Below are 17448 nucleotides of genomic sequence, written 5' to 3'. Positions count from 1 at the left end.
TCTAACTCCCTTTTCTTATTTCACTATTAAAATATATAATTTTCCTAATTTACATCAATTTCTTTTTAATACATAACATTCGTTTTACATTTTATAAAAAGCACCTCTCTTACTAATTTTCAATTTGATAATATCATTTTATTTATCGTTTTTCAATAAATAATTATTATTAAACGTTTTATTTTTACTGTTTTTATTTTTGATTCAATTTAAAAACAAGTGACTTATTTAAGTCCACTACATCATCAGCAAGTTTGAAAATTTGTTAATTACTAAAATAAAAAAGAGCAATTATATGTAAATCCCCCTCGTTATACCTATGTAGGTCAGTAGTTTAGCTTCAGCACTCACTCTATTCGAGAATACTTTACCAAATATTCAATCTAATGATAAAATTGACCAAATTAATATTTTAGCCCATCACTGTATCAAAAAGTACAATAAAGTGAGACTTTAATCAGTGGAGGTTTTGTTCCCCCCCACTGATTATTAGCCCTCACCTAATGTCTTTGCTTCCGCTGAATTTTGAGGTGAGGGTCTTACTGCCTGGCAAATAGCGGGATAAAGAAAAAATAGCACTCTCACGATTAAGTAAACGCGAGCTTTTTCTTCTATCTACTTACTATTTAAGGTTAATAGTTTAGTAACAAGATTTAAAAATTCGACTTAAATTCATTGATGAATGGAGAGGTTTATATGAAATTAAAAGACAAAGTGGCAATCATAACTGGTGGTGCAAGTGGAATTGGCGAATCTACTGTTCGTCTTTTTATCGAAGAAGGTGCAAAAGTAGTTATTGCTGACTTTTCTGAACGTGGAAAAGAACTATCAGATGAATTGAATGCACATGGATACAATACGTTATTTATTAAAACTGATGTAACAAAAGAGGCAGATATTAAACAGCTAATTCATGAGACAGTAAGTACATACGGTAAATTAGATATTATGTATGCCAATGCCGGCGTTGCTGATGATGCACCGGCAAACGAATTATCCTATGAAAAATGGAAAAGAACTATTGATATTAATTTGTCTGGGGTATTCCTTTCTGATAAATATTCGATTGAACAATTTCTTAAACAAGGTACAGGTGGTGTCATCGTTAACGCTGGTTCGATTCATAGTTTTGTTTCATTACCTACCCCAACAGCATACTCCTCTGCAAAAGGTGGTGTGAAACTATTAACTCAAAATTTATGTACTGCCTACGCTAAATATGGAATACGTATTAATGCGGTGTGCCCTGGTTATATTGACACCCCTTTACTGGGTAGTGTTAATCCTCAACAGAAAGAATATTTAGCTTCACTTCATCCGCAAGGCAGACTTGGAACACCAGAAGAAGTCGCTAAAGCTGTCTTATTTTTAGCAAGTGATGATGCTAGTTTTGTTAACGGTACAACACTTCTTGTTGATGGAGGCTATACTGCACGTTAATTTAAAAATTTTGAAGCACCCTAAAAAATGTATAGTCTTCAACAAGAAAAAGCGCCATCACAAGTGACGGCGCTTTTTCTATGTAAGAGCAACTAGAAGGTATCCTTCTAGCCTACTCCCATTTATAAGTCCAAAACTGTTCAAGTTGCAGCCATTTTAATGTTGCTGCATCTTTGTTTTTTATTTTTGCATGCGTGTCTTCAAGCATTGCTTCTGTTTGTGAACGGTGCGCACCTAATGCAGTTAATTTATGATCAAATACTTCACTAATGTTATTTACAACATCCGGTTCTCCTAATACTGCTTCACGATTTTTCGTAATCGCAACAGCATGAATAACTGGGCGCTCTTCTTTTGGCATACGTGATACAGCGCGAACGACAGCGCGGCCAAATGCATTATGATCTGGATGTACACCGTGCTCTGGATAAAATGTAATAATTCGAGATGGATTTACTTCTTGAATGATTGCTTCAATTTTGTCAGCAACGAAATCAACATCTTCAAATTCTAACGTTTTATCATGGAAGCCAAGCATTCTTAAATCTTTAATACCCATCGCTTCACAAGCATCTTTCAATTCTTTCTTACGGATATGTGGAATCGTTTCACGGTTAGCGAATACGTTCTTACCCATGTTACGTCCCATTTGTCCTAGAGTACCACATGCATATGTTACAGGTACTCCTTGATCTGTTAATAAGCGAATTGTTCCTCCCGCAGCATATGCTTCATCATCTGGATGCGGAAATACAACAAGTACATGTCTCTCCATAAGTTTCCCTCCTTCTTACTTAAATGGTGTTAAGCTTAACTCAAGTGCAACTGCTAGACGACCTAAATTATCATGTCCAGCTAATAATAAACGCTCTTGATCGTCTACTTCCCAGTGCGTAATACCTTCAGCATATACCCAACCGTGATCCATTTTCAGACCAACTCGGTATGGATTTGTTCCAGTTATCTTCCCGCGTTCAAAACGGATAATCGCATTTCGAATGAAAGCACCAACTGTCATCATCTTTTCATTTATGTGTGATGCATACGCTCCGTTTGTCGTTTCTAAATGAATATATACATCTTTATTTACAAAACGTTCAATTTCATTTTGAATAAGAGAACTATCTTTTACTATTTCCATCGGAATTCACCTCTTTAAACCATTTTACGCAAAAATAATGTAAATTGCTATCTCTATATTAGAGGACAACGCTCACTTTTCCTAATAATTTGCACTGTGTTTTTTATATTTTTTATATGATATGTAAAAAATACATTTTTTCCTTCACTTTGTTAAATAGTTTTCTTTCTTTTTTGAATTTGCTACAATATATTTTATCCCGTATTATTGCAGCGAGATACATTTCGACAATTGAATACATAATTTAAAGAAGGTGACATGATTGGAACAGTCAGCACATGAAGTAGCAAATTGGCAATATTATTTTGCAATTGCCGTATTTTTAATCACGTACGGATTTATTATTTCTGAGAAATTGAATCGTGCTGTAATCGCACTATTCGGTGCTGCTATTATGATTATTTTTGGAGTTGTAGATTTACATACTGCTTTCACATCACATATTCAATGGGAAACGATTACCCTTTTAATTGGGATGATGATTCTCGTACATATTACGAGTCAATCAGGCGTCTTTGAATTTGTGGCCATTAAAGCGGCAAAAGCAGCTGGCGGAAAACCGATTCGCATTTTATTATTACTATCCCTATTAACTGCTGTCGGATCAGCATTTTTGGACAATGTAACGACTGTTTTATTAATCGTTCCTGTTACATTATCCATTACACGTATTTTAAAAGTAAATCCTGTGCCTTATTTGATTTCAGAAGTGCTGTTTTCAAATATAGGCGGAACAGCAACATTAATCGGTGATCCACCTAATATTATGATTGGATCAGCAAACAAGCATTTAGACTTTAACGCCTTTTTACTTAACTTAGCTCCAATCGTAATTATTATTTCTATCGTGACACTTGGCATTATTTACTTCATGTATCGTAACAAACTAAAAACAACACCTGAACAAATCGAAAAACTAATGGCATTAAACGAAAAAGATTACATTAAAGATCAAAGCCTCCTTTTAAAATCTATTTCGATTTTAGGACTCACTATTTTAGGCTTCGTACTTCATTCGATTATTCATGTAGACGCTGCTGTTATCGCGATGACAGGCGCTACACTTCTTATGTTAATCGGCGTGAAAGAACATGATATTGAAGATGTATTTGCCCACGTTGAATGGGTTACCATTTTCTTCTTCGCCGGATTATTTGTTCTCGTTGGCGGGTTAATTGATATCGGACTTATCTCTTCACTTGCAAAAGAAGTAATCGACGTAACAAACGGTGACATCGGATTCGCAGCTATACTTATTTTATGGGTATCTGGCATCGCATCTGCGACAATCGACAACATCCCATTTGTCGCAACGATGATTCCTCTTATTCAAGACTTAGCTACAGGACTCGGACTATCTGTCGATTCTCCGCAAATCGAAGTACTCTGGTGGGCGTTATCCCTTGGAGCTTGCTTAGGAGGAAATGGAACACTAATCGGAGCATCTGCAAACGTAGTCGTTGCTGGTATTGCAAAACGTGAAGGACATGCTTTCTCTTATATGGACTTCTTAAAAATTGGTTTACCATTAACTATTGTTGCACTCTTGTTATCACATGCTTATATATATTTACGTTATTTAATGTAAAAGTTGTATTGCATGACATTATATCGTCAAATACAAAAGGTTTGCAGCATCGTGCTGCAAACCTTTTTTCATCACCAAAATATACCGATAATTGCTAACCCACCTAAAATCATACCACCAATTTGTCCGACAATTGTTGGTGATAATTGAACACCTTTTCTCACTTCAACAACTGGTCTTTCGTGCCTTAGTTGCTGCACTTCACTTTGAAGTTGGTGCACACTTCCGTGTAACTCTTTAATTAGTTCTTTTAATTCGGCGACCTCTTCATTTACTGGTTTTGCTTTTTCCAAATTCATTTTGCATGACTCCTTATAAATTCAATCAATACACTGTAAATTTTCGCCAATTACTATTATATCTCCTGCATACTACATATATAATTTCGAATGTACTTTCTAACCTTGGAGCTCTATCCATTCATCCCGCAATATCCCCATAATGATACGGTCAAAACACTTCCCATCTCTTTGAATCGCTTCTCTCATACAGCCTTCCATTTGAAAACCCATCTTTTTATACAATGCAATGGCAGGTTTATTATACGAAATTACATCGAGACCGATGCGGTGTAAATTCAATTCATAGAAAGCATACTTTAGAATAAGATGTATTGTTTCTTTCCCATATCCTTTTCCTCTATCATTCGCATCTCCTATACCAATAGCTAATAAACCTGTTCTGTTATTCCACTCTATACTATGAATCGCCACAAAACCAATTAAGCGATCTTCTTGAACTGTCCTTACCATGAAAGAAACACTATTCGATCTCCGTCCTTTTAATAGCCCATCACTTGCTATTTCATTTAAAGATTGCGGGAATGCTACATCTGTATCTACATTTCTTAAATATTCACTATCCTCTTGCCACATAGCCATTACTTCAGCATCTGTTTCTCTCATAGCTAATAATTTAATCGTTTTATTTCGAAAAAGATTCATTGTCATTTCAAACTCCCCCTTTTAAATAACAGGGATACTTATTTTAGCCTATTTATCCCCTTGTTCCATAAACTGTTTCATAAACGGGATACTTACAATAAGCACTGACATTGGCACATCTCCTCCATATTGAATTAACTTCATTGTATAATTTTTTATTTATTCTAACAATAATAGAAAGGCCCTTCAAATTTAGAGGGCCTTTCCTAATAACAAAACTATATTATTTCGTAAACATTTTCTCCGCTTCATCCATTGCCATTTTGTTTCCTAAAGCAGAATAGTCAAGCCATGGTTGATCATTGATAATGTATACATGCTTGCCTTTAACTGCTTTTAAGTCTTTCCAAATTGGCGTTTCTTGAAGTTGTTTAAATGCTGCTTTTGCTTTATCATCTCTATTTACAACAACGAAAATCGCATCTGCATCAAAGTCAGGTAATACTTCTTGTGAAATGACTTCGAAAGGGCGGTTTCCATCAATTTTCTCTACACCATTTGCAGGCTGTAACTCTAAGTCTTGGAATAAAATTGGTCCCATCGGTCTTTTCGTACTAAATACACGCAATTCTTTTGCAGTAACGCGAATTGCCATTACTTTTTCGTTATTACCTAGCTCTTTATCTATTAAACCTTTTACTCGTTTTGATTGCTCTTCGTAATCTTGAATATATTTATCTGCTTCTTTCTCACGGTTTACAAGTTTACCAACTTGTTTTAAATGCTCTCTCCACGTACCTTCATCTAAATTGAAAGAATGTGTTTTTGCAATTTTTTCGTATTTCGCTACATCTTTACCAGCATATTTTTCATCAACATAAATGTCAGTTGGCTTTAATTGAAGTAACGCTTCCATATTCGGATCTGTTACAACACCAAGCTTCTTCGTATCTTTCAACTTCTCTTTAGCGTGCGGTAAGAAATCTTTTAAATCTCCACCAATAACAGAACCTACTGGTGTAATTCCTAATGCAAGTAAATCATTTGTTAAATGAATAGACATTGAAGCAATTTTTGGATCATTACTTTTTTCCGTTTTTTTCGTTGCCTCTTCATTAGCTTTCGTTTGACCACATGCTGCTAATACTAAAATACACATCATGCTAAATAAAATAGTAAGTTTCTTTTTCATATGTTCTCCTCTTTGAAGTATTTATTTTGTTTTTGTAAGTAAATAAAGAAAATACGGTGCTCCTAAAGCTGCCACTACTACACCAGCCGGAATAGAGTTTGGCTCAAATATAGAACGACCTATCGTATCTGCTAGTACTAAAATAATCATTCCGATAATGCCAGCTAAAGGAAGAAAGTGTTGATATGTAGTACCTACTAACTTCCTTGCGATATGCGGAGCAACTAAACCGATAAAACCAATTCCTCCTGCCATCGATACACTTGTGCAAGATAATCCAACCGCTGTAGCTAAAAGTAATAACCGTTCTTTTTGAACAGAAACACCAAGTCCTGCTGCTACACTATCACCTAGTGACAATGCATTTAACGTTTTAGATTTTAGCCACGCATAAGGGGTTAGTATGAAAATCCAAGGTAATAATGCAAAGACATGAATCCAATCCCTTCCCCACACGTTACCAACTAGCCATCTAGAAGCGAATGTATACGTCTCATCATTTAACTTGAGAGAGAAAAATAACGAAATTGCACTAAAGCCAGCTGAAACTGCAATACCAACGAGAATAAGTCTAATGGGAAGTAAACCTTTTGACCGATCACTCGCAAGTAAAATAATAAGAAATGCAGCTAATACTCCTCCGCCAAATGTAAATAACGGTATTAAAATGGATGCACTCTCATTAATAGAATGAAAGAGAGTAACAAATACGATAAGACCGAAAGATGCACCTGAATGCAACCCTAAAATACCAGGATCTGCAAGTGTATTACGTGATAACCCTTGCAAAATCGCACCGGAAATACCAAGACCAATACCGGCTAACATCGTGATTATTATTCTTGGCATACGATAATCATATAGCACGGTTGCACTCTCAAAATTACCATAACCCAAAAGTGTTTCAATTACTCTAAGTGGCGCTATACTCAGTGTCCCTGTATTTAAACTAATTAAAATTACAGCGATACTTATACATCCGAAGATTGTAGTTACAGTAATAGCTCTCTTTTTATCCGTGTTAAAAAGATCTTTCACTTATAACTCCCTCCCAACTTTACGTGCTATATAGAGGAAGAACGGAACTCCAACAAGAGCTACCATAATCCCTATCGCAAGTTCCTTAGGAGGATTTACTGTTCTTGCCCCTAAATCAGCTACAACTAATAACATAGCTCCTAATAATGCTGCCATAGGAATAATGAGTCTATAATTAACACCAACTAATTTTCTAGCAATGTGTGGGATAACTAGTCCCACAAATCCAATAGAACCAACAGCTGAAACAGAAACACCTGCCAGAATAACTACTATAATCATCCCTAGTATTCTCGTTCGGTTCGTTTTCACTCCTAAATTTGTAGCAACATCATCCCCCATTGATATGAGTGAAATAGATTTCCCTAACACTATTGCAAAAATAATCGTTATAAGAATAATAGGGACTAAAAATTTCAAGTGTTCCCACTTAACCCCTGCAACACCACCAGCATACCAAAACGCTAAATCTTGGCTTAAATCATAATAAATCGCAACACCTGAACTTAATGAATGTAAAAGCGCTGCCATAACAGCTCCAGCAATCGTTAACCTCATTGGTGTTAACCCACCTGATGTTGCTGATCCAATAACAAAAATAAGTACTGTACTTAAGACTGCTCCAATAAAGGAAACAATCATTAAATAGGAATACGGCATATGCGGAAAAAAAGCAAAACTAAGTGCTACTACAAACATCGCACCTGCATTTATTCCGAGTACACCTGCATCAGCTAAAGGGTTTCGTGTTACACCTTGCATAACAGCACCAGCAACCGCAAAAGCTGCCCCTACAACTGCTGCTCCAATTACTCTCGGGAGCCTTAATTCATAAATAATTTGGTGCTGTGTTAATTTCGGATCGTAATTCAAAACCGCTGCCCACACCGTTTGTAAATGAATATCCTTTGCACCAAATGAAATGGCTAAAAATATAGATCCAATTAAACATAAAATTGTTAAGCTCATGAAACATATGAACTTAATATGTATCCAGCGGTTACTACCAGCATGTACAGTAGACTTATGTAACATGTTTCATTTCATCCTTTATATTCAGTTGTTTTTTATAATTATTTTTTATTTGTAATTATTATTGATAATAATTATCATTTTCATTTAGATATTATATCCCCACTTTTTTTAAATAGCAAACTATTTTTTCACTTCGCTAAATATTAAAATACTCATTACAATTCCCTTCCAAGACTTACAAATACACGCAAAATAGACTACTGAATTATTTTTTAAATTGTAGTATACTTATTAATTATTTTGATTTTTCTAATAAAAATCCCAAAGGTGACACAATGTTCTATATAAAACAACTACTACACTTCACTTACGAGCAAGCATTATCTTGCTTATTCCCAGTCGTTATTTTCTTAACACTAGCCCTTTCAAAAATCGTTTCTATTCCAGGGTTATATCGCTATGATTTCATACTCATCGCATGTCTTCTTATGCAGTGGATTATGTACAAGACTGGACTTGAGACGAAAGACGAATTAAAAGTAATTACTGTCTTTCACCTCATCGGCCTTTTACTAGAAATATATAAAGTTCATTTCGGTTCATGGAGTTATCCTGAAGAGGCGTATTCAAAGATTTTTGGAGTTCCGCTTTACAGCGGCTTTATGTACGCAAGTGTCGCAAGTTACATATGTCAAGCGTGGAGAAGGTTGCATTTACAAATGCATTATTGGCCGAAAGCTATTTTTACCGTGCCATTAGGAGCAATGATTTACTTCAATTTTTTTACGCATCATTTTCTATACGATTTTAGATGGTTCTTAACTTTACTTCTATTCATCGTTTTCTTTCAGACATTTGTGGAATTTTCATTACGAGGCGTTACATATAAAATACCACTCGTTCTCTCCTTTTTCCTTATCGGATTTTTCATTTGGATTGCAGAGAACATCGCAACATTTTTCGGTGCATGGCAATATCCAAATCAACGGGAAGCATGGAACCTCGTTCACTTAAGCAAAATTAGCTCATGGTTTTTATTAGTTGTTATTAGCATTATGATTGTCACGCAGCTCAAACATTTGAAGGAATCAAAAAGATAATGCTGATTATGTAAAATCAATTAGCCCATCACTCATTAGAGAGTGATGGGCTTTTTTTAGTAATATTTTTTAAACCGACCTTATCAAAGGAGTTATAATTTACAAGAGCATAAGCAGTTGCACATTATGAACCACTACTAGCAGAAGATGTTGCTGCAGATGAAGCAGCAATCGTTGCCATCATGGCTGCCTGTTGTGCTTGTATGAGGACTTCTATCATTGTTTGTAAACCTGTGTTGGTAGCTTTACTTTCCTCACCTTTCTGACTTACGAACAGTTGAATAGCAATAAGAATATTTGTATCTGTATGCCAACGGAACAATTTATCCCCCTGCAATTTTTCAATAAATGCTCGAATAGAATGAATCTCTTTTTCTCCGTCCTCGAGTAACGCTAGTAGCCCGATAGCTGGGTAATGCATCTGTTTTACTTTTACCTTTTCTTGCTTTAACAAATTCCATATATTTGTGCATTTTGCAACTAATAGTTCTTCCCTGACCTCCTTCTTTAATGAAAGAATATGACTCAAGAATTGAAGATCATTCCCTTTACGCAAACCAGCTGTCGCTAGTTTCTGATAAAGACGTTCCACTCGGTCCATAAGTGTTTCTACATGCTCTGATTGTCCTGCTAATAAAACTGCGAGCGGATAATCATTTGTACTTGTAAGAAAGAGATGATCCTTTTTCATGCGTTTATATACTTGCATCGAACGCTGAATGTGCGCGCCATGCTGTTCATCTTCTTCTGTCAAAAGCACAGCTGCTGCGAGATAAGTAAATATACTCCGGCTAAAGCCACCCGTGACCAATTGTTCATATAAATCTAAAAACGTCCGAAAAGCTTTCTTGTAATCTGTAAAGTGAATATCTAATGTTGCGGCCACTACAAAACGATGATAAGACTTTAAGTATGAAAACATCCCTACCTGATTCTTAATATAACTACTAATTTCTAAAAAACGTCCGAGATCAAACAATTTATCACTACCTGCATACATAGCAGCAATCATCATTCCTGTTCGAGAATCACTCGTTTTCCATTTTAGTTCTCCCTTTAACTGTACATATGTATGTTTATATTGCTCCAACTTTTTCTCTAATGTAATCATAGTATTCACCCCTATTTCTAGTTCTTCTCTATCATTATACGTATATTCCATATTTAGGAATACTATAATTAATAATCACCACATAAAAAATTATAAAATTCTCTAATCCTTCAAGAAGTTATACAAAAAAGGTAGATAATAATTTATCTACCTTTTTTGTATATATTATTTAACATTACAACTGTATTGCTTGTTATATGCAATTAAGACTAAAGAGCTTTAATAATACGTTCCATCGCCTTCATTTGCCCAATATGATCAGCTTCATGATAAAGCATCATACCGTAAAGCTCCCCTACTGTTTCCAATCCTAGGAATGGCTCTGGCAGTTTATTTTCAAATGCTTCTGCTGGAATTTCGTTAATACGTTTTGCTTGTTCTTTTAATTGAGCCGTTAACACTTCTAACGATGGTCCTTCTGTCGTCCATTTAGATGGTCTTGATCCATATCCAAACATACCTGGATATTCAGTTGGCAATTGTTTAAATTCTCTTCCGAACATGAAAGTCTCTGCTGCTGTTAACACGTGTCCAATATGCCAACGAATTGTATTGTTAAAACCCTCTGGCTGCGTATCCACAGTTTTATCATCTAACGTTTCCATAAATTTAAGTAACGCCCCGCGCGTTATTTCAAATTGTTTTAAACCCACTAGTCTATTCATTTTATCGTTCCCCTTCTTGATGTACAATTTATTATGAACTAAGAATGTTCAACTTATTAAAGTTTCACCTTGTTTAATCTATCAGAAACAAATAAGAAATACATCTAATATGCTTATTAAAAATAATAAAAAGGTTCACTCCTCGTAAATATAGAATTACTTACTATGTTAATAAAAGAGGAGTGTACTTGCATGTTACATATTTTAAAACAACAATATAATCTTATTAGTGCTACAAGAGAAACTCTATTTTCGTTTTTGGAAGAAATCCCAGTAGAAAAATTACATAGCACAGTTTCTAATTTCGGAAGCGGTAGCATTATAAAGACTCATATTCATGTAGCCGATTGCTATCGATACTGGCTTGGATCATTCGCATTCAAGCAAAAAAGAGCAGATTTTTCATTTGCTAGCGATTACGAAATTGAGCATGCAGATGTGGAAAAAGTTCGCGCTAGATTTAAGTTAGTAGATGAGACTGTACAACGTTTTTTAGATGAATACAATGACCGTTGGCTCGAAAATATAGCAAATGAAGTGAAATGGCAAAAAGAACCTTGGAGCACAACTCCGCTATGGCTTTTAACTCATACGGAGACGCATGAATTTCACCATAAAGGACAAATTGTATCTATGGCTCGTCACCTTGGATATACTCCTCCTGATACAGACCTTAGTTAATACATTCGTGTTCATTTAAAAGCGGAATGAGCAGCAAGAATAATAGTATGATCAAAAAACTCGTTGATACATTTTGTTGTGTATAAAACTTTTATTATTTGTTTTAGGTATACCATACCATTATAAAATTCATGTAACATCGAATTAAGATTCATATTTTTTATGTAACTCATTGAAGAAAGTTTAAGTATTTATACATTCAATTACTAACTAAAGGAGAAAATTATAATGAGATTAGAGAGCGAAAGAATTTATTTAAGGCCTCTTTGTCAGCTAGATGCTCCTATTATATTAGAAAGTACAATGGATGATGAAATAAGATATATGACTGGAACTAAGTCCACTTTTTCATTGGAGCAAATTACGAAACATATAGATCATATAAATAATGATTCAAGTCGCTATGATTTCGCTATTTGTTTACAAAGTACTGACGAGATGATTGGAGAGTTGTCGATTTTAGATATCGATGAGGAGAACAAAAGAGCAGGATTCAGAATATCAATGATTTCAATAGCATTAACAGGACAAGGCTATGGAACTGAAGCTATTAAAATAGTTTTAAGTTTTGCTTTTGAACAACTATCATTAAATCGTTTACAGTTAGAAGTATTTAGCCATAATTTACGCGGAATTAAAGCTTATGAAAAAGTTGGTTTTGTAAAAGAAGGAACCTTACGTCAATCTTTATTTTATAACGATACATACTCAGATGAAATTATTATGGCCATACTTAAAAGCGATTATATAGACAGACCTTTGTAAATGGATGTACTTAATCTATTAAACAATTTTAAAGAACCTTACCACAATAAAATGCAGTAAGGCTCTTTCTTTTTTTATATCAAATAACAGCTCTTAAAACATGTATAATCGTATCAATACCAAATAGTCTCCGCATAATTATATGCATCACTATTCGGAATGGCATGTTTCCCTTGTGCTTGTGCCTTTCTTGGATCTAAATCATATACCATTGGCGTATAGCATGATGTTTGCCCTTTATTTACAACACCATTTCCTCCAGCACTTCCGCAAGTGTATGCCTTTCCATCTGTTTTTCTAACAATCCTTGCATCAGCTTCATTATTATAAATTGCCAGGCGAGTTACAGTAACTTTCGCCCATGCTGTCTTACATGTCGTGCTAAATTTTAATTCTACATAAGAATTTGAATCAATCCACTTCTTTTCTTTCGTTACTGCGGATTGATCACAGCTATTATAATAAGGACTTTTCCCATCATATGAATGGTCTTCTGCGTATGCTTTATCATTGTTGGTCGTACTAAACACACTAGTTACGATGAGCAATGCCAGACAAAGACATGCGCTTACCTTTTTAAAAAGCTTCATAGAATTCCACTCCTTTATTAATAACGTCCAGTTTTCCCGTAGCCGTTATTAATCGTCACCGCTTCGGCATCAGCTGTATAACCAAAATCAGCAGTTAAATCAAACACCATTCCTGTATACGTACTCGTTTGTCCTGTTTTTATTGCTCCATTGCCACTATTAGAGTCTACTGATTTTTGGAATACACCATTTTTATATTTATTAATAACAGCGTAAGCATATACCCCTCCAGAAACAGAAGGAGCTGGTTGATCTAAAACAAGCTTAGACCATGCTGCATGACATTTATTACTGTAACGTAAATACACTGTCCCTACTTTTTTACTACCTTCATAAACTGCTGTAGACTTTGCATTAAATCCATCTGCATCACACGTCGTACTTCCCCCGTATACTTTCGTTGTTGCTGGATTTTTCCCGTCATAATAACTGCTTAAATCAGTAGCTGCAAATGTACTTCCTTGGAAACTAAATAATACACCTATACTTGCCGCACTTAACACGCATACTTTCATTAACTTTTTAAACATTTTAAATTCCCCCTCAAAATGATTATATATACTAAAGACAACCTATACTGCTATGTAAGCCCTCCTTTCACGCTTCCTAGATGCATCTTACAGAAACGAATAAATGTTGTAAATTCCCTTATGATTATTGGAATATACGAAGGGCTTTACTTATCCTTGTAAGAAAAAAAGTTGAGAAATACAAATTTTATAGCATCCTTTATTTAAAACATAAAAGAACCGATACTTGTTATATTCAAGCATCGGTTCTTTATACAAAATTGCCATTGTTTCTTTTATATAAAATAAATATTTCTCCACTTAATCCGTTGTAAAAAATCCCCTCGTTACATCAATAAATTGCTGCAGTGGCACTGTCATCCATTTGTCTTTATGCCAAGCGATTTGCGTATAAATCGGAGAGATTGTATTTTCTAAATGTAACTCTTTTATCGTCCCCTCTCGTATATCTTTTTCTACTACTATTGCTGGTAAAACGGCTATGCCTAAATCTGCAATAACACATTGTTTAATTGCTTCAACACTAACAAACTCAATTTTATTTGCTGGATATACATCTTCCCCGCGAAATAGCTCTTCAAATAAAGTCCGATACGAGCAGCCTAATTCTGTTAGTAAAAGTGTTTCACTCTCTAAATCTTTTATAGAAACTGAAGATTGTTCAAGTAAACGATGCCCTGGAGCAGCTACTACTTTTAATTCTTCTTTCATAAGTGGTTCCACATGTAAAACATCTTCTGTTTTACACTCATCCAAAATAAATGCAAGATCTACTTTTCCCTCCATCAATTGTTCCTTCGCATCTTTATTGGAATGTGCTGGTTTAAGTATAAGTTTTATTTTTGGGAATTGTATTTTAAACCTCTTTAATATAGAAGGCAGTCTGTATGTACATTGACTTTCTTGTGCACCAATTATTAACGTACCTGCTATTTCTTCATCATCTTTCACAGCCATTTTCGCTTCGTTACTGAGTGCAATCATCTTGTCGGCATATAGTTGAAACTTCCTACCTGCTTCAGTTAAGAAAAGACGTTTTCCTAATCTTTCAAATAACGGTGTACCAAGCTCAGCTTCTAACGTTTTAATTTGCGCTGTCACGCTCGATTGAGCAAAGTTTAATTTCTGCGCAGTTTGTGTAAAGTTCAAAGTATGTGCCGCTACTTTAAATGTAATTAACTGTTTTATTTCCATTTATCATCCCTCTTTTCAATCGATATTTCCGATTGATTCCATCGAAATAATCCTCTTTGTCTATTGATATTTGTATTGTATGATAAAGAGCATCGACAAACAATAAAATGGAGGTATTTCATATGAAAGCACTTTGTTTCGAACAGTTTGGAAGTCCAGATGTACTACAATATAAAGAAATACACGATCCAACCATAAACCCAAATGAAATTCTAGTACGCACGAAAGCAATCGGATTAAACTTCGCTGATATTTATAGACGCCGCGGCGATTATCATCTTGCTGGCAATCCGCCTTATGTATTAGGTTATGAAGGAGCTGGAATTGTTGAAAAAGTAGGAGCTGACGTTACTACTATCAACCTAGGAGACCGTATTGCATTTGCGGACGTCCCATTTGCAAATGCAGAACTAGTTGCCGTTCCATCAGAAAAAGCCATCCTACTTCCGGATTCTATTTCTTTTGAAACAGCCGCTTCTGTCTTATTACAAGGATTAACTGCACATTATTTAACGCAAGATAGCTATCAACTAAAACAAGGTGATATAGCTTTAGTACACGCTGCAGCTGGTGGCGTCGGTCAACTTCTCGTTCAAATGATTAAACTATATGGCGGAAAAGTAATTGGTTTAACGTCATCAAAAGAGAAAGCAAAGATAGCTACATTAGCTGGTGCCGATCACGTATTTTTATATACCGAAGAATGGCATACGAAAGTACTTGAAATGACTAATGGAACTGGAGTAAATATTGTATATGAATCAGTAGGTTCTACATTAGAGGAAAGTTTTAACGCTACTAAAATTGGCGGTACTGTCGTATTTTACGGAATGGCTGGTGGTAATCCTGCTCCAGTTGATCCGCGTATGCTTATGGATACTTCAAAAACTTTAACTGGCGGAGACCTTTGGAACGTGCTTACTACTTTTGAAGAACGTAAGCAGCGCTCTACTCAATTATTTGATTGGATCACTAGCGGAAAAGTAAACATCGCGAGTCCTACTACATTCGCCTTACAAGATGGTGCTCTTGCACATAAATTATTAGAGAGCAGAAAAAGTACTGGGAAGATTTTATTGATTCCATAATCGTTCCAATAAGAAAAGGAAGCTAGATTTCTCTACCTTCCTTTTCTTATATCTATTGGAGATTTAATTATATTTCAACACTTTCTTTCCCTTTTGCAACATAACTCATATCTCCAACAGACTCGACTGTGTATGTTCCATCTTGATATACAATTTTTGTCACACTAGCATTTTCCACTCCAAGTTTTGTTTTGCTACTGTCTAACATTTCTATTAAGGTAGTAATCAAAAGCCCATGAACGACAACTAAAACGTTACCGCCACCATTTCCAGCAGCTTCTTCACTAATTTTATCTATCTCTGTTTTTATACGAGTAGAAAATAATTCCCAATCTTCCGCCTGTTTCGTAGGATCTGCTACTCTAATAAGATTAATCACTTCTTGAATAGAAAACTTCATAAGTTCTTCTGGTGATGCAACGCCTGCAGCTTTTCCAACCACATCCCACATATTCTCAAGTTTTTCACCTTCAAAAATACCGAAATTTAATTCTCGCAAATCTTTTCTTTGCTCAAGTTTTAATTTTGATTGCTCACTATATTTTAATACTAAATTAGCAGTTTCAATTGCGCGGCCGCTATCACTACTATATGCATTCATAAAATGAATATCTTTTAATCCTGTTCCTAAATTTGTGGCAACTTCAACACCTTTTTCTACTAAAGGAGAATCTGCCCAACCTTGCGCGCGATGATTCGTATTTAATATTGTTTTACCGTGTCTTGTAACATATAACGTCACTACATTCTCATTGCTATCTGTTTCTCGCTTATTCATTTCATTCTCTCCCTTTACGTTTCTATATCAATTTTACCACCTCAATTATTCATTGAGCAAAATATACGTCAGTAGATCCGCTTAATAAAAAAAGCTATCTTTCTGTATATCCATACAAAAAGATAGCACCTTTTATGATTACATTTCTTAACCGGTACTCCTACTCAGCAAAAGCACTCGAATATTGTACAATTCCTTCTACACCTCGAAGGGCATTTTCTGTTAATTCCATTATCATAAATACCTCTTCAGGCACTTCAAACGGTGCATTTACATTCCACTCACTTGCTTTCTTAAAACCAAATTTCGGGTAGTACTCTGGATGTCCTAATACTACAACTGATCCGTATCCAAGTTCTTTCGCTTTTTCTAAAGCAGCCGTGATCAGTTTTCCGCCAATGCCTTTCTTCTGATGGCCCCTAGCAACTGAAACTGGTGCAAGCGCTAACGATTCTACAGAAGTTCCATCTTGTTCTATTGTAATTTTCGATAACATAATGTGACCAACTATATCTTCATCTACCGCAACAATTGATAACTCCGGAACAAACGCGTCACATTCTCTAATACGTTTTACAAGTTCATGTTCTGTTTTATCACTAAATTCTTCCTTTAAAAATGCTTCTTTTACGACTTCTTCTGTTTTTCTATAATCATTTTTTTGTTCTTGTCTAATCGTTACCATTTT

The 17448-nt window shown here is 35.1% G+C and carries 20 protein-coding genes; 6 read left to right on the top strand and 14 right to left on the bottom strand.

All coding sequences use genetic code 11. The annotated features are described in order from the left end of the window. The first annotated feature begins 696 nt into the window (after positions 1-696). Entirely contained in the window at positions 697-1440 is a 744-nt protein-coding gene (locus tag MR168_RS02365) for an SDR family NAD(P)-dependent oxidoreductase (protein WP_000768018.1), read from the top strand. Positions 1441-1552: 112 nt separating this feature from the next. Here the strand turns inward: MR168_RS02365 and bshB2 are convergent, their stop codons facing one another. Both bshB2 and MR168_RS02355 read right to left on the bottom strand, forming a co-directional pair. Then, positions 1553-2215, bottom strand: a complete 663-nt coding sequence (bshB2, locus tag MR168_RS02360) for a bacillithiol biosynthesis deacetylase BshB2 (RefSeq protein ID WP_000439483.1) — start codon at positions 2213-2215, stop codon at positions 1553-1555. Between the two features lie 15 nt (positions 2216-2230). Beyond that, positions 2231-2581, bottom strand: a complete 351-nt coding sequence (locus MR168_RS02355; protein WP_000407045.1) for a YojF family protein — start codon at positions 2579-2581, stop codon at positions 2231-2233. A gap of 262 nt (positions 2582-2843) precedes the next feature. On the opposite strand from MR168_RS02355, the gene MR168_RS02350 reads away from it, so the two are divergent. Then, positions 2844-4169: an ArsB/NhaD family transporter gene (locus MR168_RS02350; protein ID WP_043936322.1), complete on the top strand. Its 1326-nt coding sequence runs from the start codon at positions 2844-2846 to the stop codon at positions 4167-4169. Positions 4170-4240: 71 nt separating this feature from the next. Here the strand turns inward: MR168_RS02350 and MR168_RS02345 are convergent, their stop codons facing one another. From MR168_RS02345 to MR168_RS02325, 5 genes are all read right to left on the bottom strand, one after another. After that, positions 4241-4468, bottom strand: a complete 228-nt coding sequence (locus MR168_RS02345; RefSeq protein WP_001047304.1) for a coiled-coil domain-containing protein — start codon at positions 4466-4468, stop codon at positions 4241-4243. A gap of 99 nt (positions 4469-4567) precedes the next feature. Then, positions 4568-5119 carry a GNAT family N-acetyltransferase gene (locus tag MR168_RS02340; protein ID WP_086412740.1) on the bottom strand — a complete coding sequence of 184 codons (552 nt, stop codon included), beginning with the start codon at positions 5117-5119 and terminating at the stop codon, positions 4568-4570. 217 nt (positions 5120-5336) lie between these two features. Then, positions 5337-6245: an iron-hydroxamate ABC transporter substrate-binding protein gene (locus tag MR168_RS02335; protein ID WP_000728217.1), complete on the bottom strand. Its 909-nt coding sequence runs from the start codon at positions 6243-6245 to the stop codon at positions 5337-5339. Positions 6246-6266: 21 nt separating this feature from the next. After that, positions 6267-7283 (bottom strand): FecCD family ABC transporter permease, encoded by a 1017-nt coding sequence (locus tag MR168_RS02330; protein ID WP_000653823.1) that lies wholly within the window; start codon positions 7281-7283, stop codon positions 6267-6269. Then, complete coding sequence (locus MR168_RS02325; RefSeq protein ID WP_000902738.1) at positions 7284-8318, bottom strand: FecCD family ABC transporter permease; 1035 nt, start codon at positions 8316-8318, stop codon at positions 7284-7286. It lies immediately after the preceding gene. 275 nt (positions 8319-8593) lie between these two features. Between MR168_RS02325 and MR168_RS02320 the strand changes: the two genes are divergently transcribed. Beyond that, positions 8594-9358, top strand: a complete 765-nt coding sequence (locus MR168_RS02320) for a DUF817 domain-containing protein (RefSeq protein ID WP_000499387.1) — start codon at positions 8594-8596, stop codon at positions 9356-9358. A 124-nt stretch (positions 9359-9482) separates the two neighbouring features. On the opposite strand, the gene MR168_RS02315 is transcribed toward MR168_RS02320, so the two are convergent. Together MR168_RS02315 and MR168_RS02310 are read right to left on the bottom strand one after the other, a co-directional pair. Then, on the bottom strand, positions 9483-10520 hold the full coding sequence (locus MR168_RS02315; RefSeq protein ID WP_069604011.1) for a DUF4003 domain-containing protein: 1038 nt from the start codon (positions 10518-10520) through the stop codon (positions 9483-9485). A 158-nt stretch (positions 10521-10678) separates the two neighbouring features. Then, positions 10679-11134 (bottom strand): DinB family protein, encoded by a 456-nt coding sequence (locus MR168_RS02310; protein ID WP_001081123.1) that lies wholly within the window; start codon positions 11132-11134, stop codon positions 10679-10681. Positions 11135-11326: 192 nt separating this feature from the next. Here MR168_RS02310 and MR168_RS02305 point away from each other — a divergent pair, with 192 nt between their 5' ends. Together MR168_RS02305 and MR168_RS02300 are read left to right on the top strand one after the other, a co-directional pair. After that, entirely contained in the window at positions 11327-11815 is a 489-nt protein-coding gene (locus tag MR168_RS02305; protein WP_006925360.1) for a DinB family protein, read from the top strand. A gap of 228 nt (positions 11816-12043) precedes the next feature. Beyond that, the gene (locus MR168_RS02300; RefSeq protein ID WP_086388730.1) at positions 12044-12580 is read left to right on the top strand and encodes a GNAT family N-acetyltransferase; all 537 of its coding nucleotides are present in this window, start codon (positions 12044-12046) and stop codon (positions 12578-12580) included. A gap of 113 nt (positions 12581-12693) precedes the next feature. Here MR168_RS02300 and MR168_RS02295 read toward each other — a convergent pair whose 3' ends face one another. The 3 genes from MR168_RS02295 to MR168_RS02285 all read right to left on the bottom strand — a co-directional run bounded on the left by MR168_RS02295 (position 12694) and on the right by MR168_RS02285 (position 14894). Then, the gene (locus MR168_RS02295; protein WP_016123103.1) at positions 12694-13170 is read right to left on the bottom strand and encodes a DUF2690 domain-containing protein; all 477 of its coding nucleotides are present in this window, start codon (positions 13168-13170) and stop codon (positions 12694-12696) included. A 17-nt stretch (positions 13171-13187) separates the two neighbouring features. After that, complete coding sequence (locus tag MR168_RS02290) at positions 13188-13700, bottom strand: DUF2690 domain-containing protein (RefSeq protein ID WP_044307094.1); 513 nt, start codon at positions 13698-13700, stop codon at positions 13188-13190. Positions 13701-14000: 300 nt separating this feature from the next. Next, positions 14001-14894 carry a LysR family transcriptional regulator gene (locus MR168_RS02285; protein ID WP_242291184.1) on the bottom strand — a complete coding sequence of 298 codons (894 nt, stop codon included), beginning with the start codon at positions 14892-14894 and terminating at the stop codon, positions 14001-14003. A gap of 122 nt (positions 14895-15016) precedes the next feature. On the opposite strand from MR168_RS02285, the gene MR168_RS02280 reads away from it, so the two are divergent. Continuing rightward, positions 15017-15982: a quinone oxidoreductase family protein gene (locus tag MR168_RS02280; protein ID WP_049107840.1), complete on the top strand. Its 966-nt coding sequence runs from the start codon at positions 15017-15019 to the stop codon at positions 15980-15982. Between the two features lie 67 nt (positions 15983-16049). Here MR168_RS02280 and MR168_RS02275 read toward each other — a convergent pair whose 3' ends face one another. Continuing rightward, complete coding sequence (locus MR168_RS02275) at positions 16050-16760, bottom strand: histidine phosphatase family protein (protein ID WP_049107839.1); 711 nt, start codon at positions 16758-16760, stop codon at positions 16050-16052. 160 nt (positions 16761-16920) lie between these two features. Continuing rightward, entirely contained in the window at positions 16921-17445 is a 525-nt protein-coding gene (locus MR168_RS02270) for a GNAT family N-acetyltransferase (RefSeq protein ID WP_016123108.1), read from the bottom strand. Between the last annotated feature and the right edge of the window lie 3 nt (positions 17446-17448).

The sequence above is a fragment of the Bacillus cereus group sp. BfR-BA-01356 genome (assembly GCF_022663635.1).
Taxonomy (GTDB): Bacteria; Bacillota; Bacilli; order Bacillales; family Bacillaceae_G; genus Bacillus_A; species Bacillus_A cereus.
This window is presented reverse-complemented; position numbering and strand designations above follow the sequence as displayed.

Coding starts and splice junctions, on each gene's coding strand:
- MR168_RS02365 (WP_000768018.1), top strand. CDS start 697: ATGAAATTAAAAGACAAAGTGGCAATCATAACTGGTGGTGCAAGTGGA.
- bshB2 (WP_000439483.1), bottom strand. CDS start 2,215: ATGGAGAGACATGTACTTGTTGTATTTCCGCATCCAGATGATGAAGCA.
- MR168_RS02355 (WP_000407045.1), bottom strand. CDS start 2,581: ATGGAAATAGTAAAAGATAGTTCTCTTATTCAAAATGAAATTGAACGT.
- MR168_RS02345 (WP_001047304.1), bottom strand. CDS start 4,468: ATGAATTTGGAAAAAGCAAAACCAGTAAATGAAGAGGTCGCCGAATTA.
- MR168_RS02340 (WP_086412740.1), bottom strand. CDS start 5,119: ATGACAATGAATCTTTTTCGAAATAAAACGATTAAATTATTAGCTATG.
- MR168_RS02335 (WP_000728217.1), bottom strand. CDS start 6,245: ATGAAAAAGAAACTTACTATTTTATTTAGCATGATGTGTATTTTAGTA.
- MR168_RS02325 (WP_000902738.1), bottom strand. CDS start 8,318: ATGTTACATAAGTCTACTGTACATGCTGGTAGTAACCGCTGGATACAT.
- MR168_RS02320 (WP_000499387.1), top strand. CDS start 8,594: ATGTTCTATATAAAACAACTACTACACTTCACTTACGAGCAAGCATTA.
- MR168_RS02315 (WP_069604011.1), bottom strand. CDS start 10,520: ATGGAATATACGTATAATGATAGAGAAGAACTAGAAATAGGGGTGAAT.
- MR168_RS02310 (WP_001081123.1), bottom strand. CDS start 11,134: ATGAATAGACTAGTGGGTTTAAAACAATTTGAAATAACGCGCGGGGCG.
- MR168_RS02305 (WP_006925360.1), top strand. CDS start 11,327: ATGTTACATATTTTAAAACAACAATATAATCTTATTAGTGCTACAAGA.
- MR168_RS02300 (WP_086388730.1), top strand. CDS start 12,044: ATGAGATTAGAGAGCGAAAGAATTTATTTAAGGCCTCTTTGTCAGCTA.
- MR168_RS02295 (WP_016123103.1), bottom strand. CDS start 13,170: ATGAAGCTTTTTAAAAAGGTAAGCGCATGTCTTTGTCTGGCATTGCTC.
- MR168_RS02290 (WP_044307094.1), bottom strand. CDS start 13,700: ATGTTTAAAAAGTTAATGAAAGTATGCGTGTTAAGTGCGGCAAGTATA.
- MR168_RS02285 (WP_242291184.1), bottom strand. CDS start 14,894: ATGGAAATAAAACAGTTAATTACATTTAAAGTAGCGGCACATACTTTG.
- MR168_RS02280 (WP_049107840.1), top strand. CDS start 15,017: ATGAAAGCACTTTGTTTCGAACAGTTTGGAAGTCCAGATGTACTACAA.
- MR168_RS02275 (WP_049107839.1), bottom strand. CDS start 16,760: ATGAATAAGCGAGAAACAGATAGCAATGAGAATGTAGTGACGTTATAT.
- MR168_RS02270 (WP_016123108.1), bottom strand. CDS start 17,445: ATGGTAACGATTAGACAAGAACAAAAAAATGATTATAGAAAAACAGAA.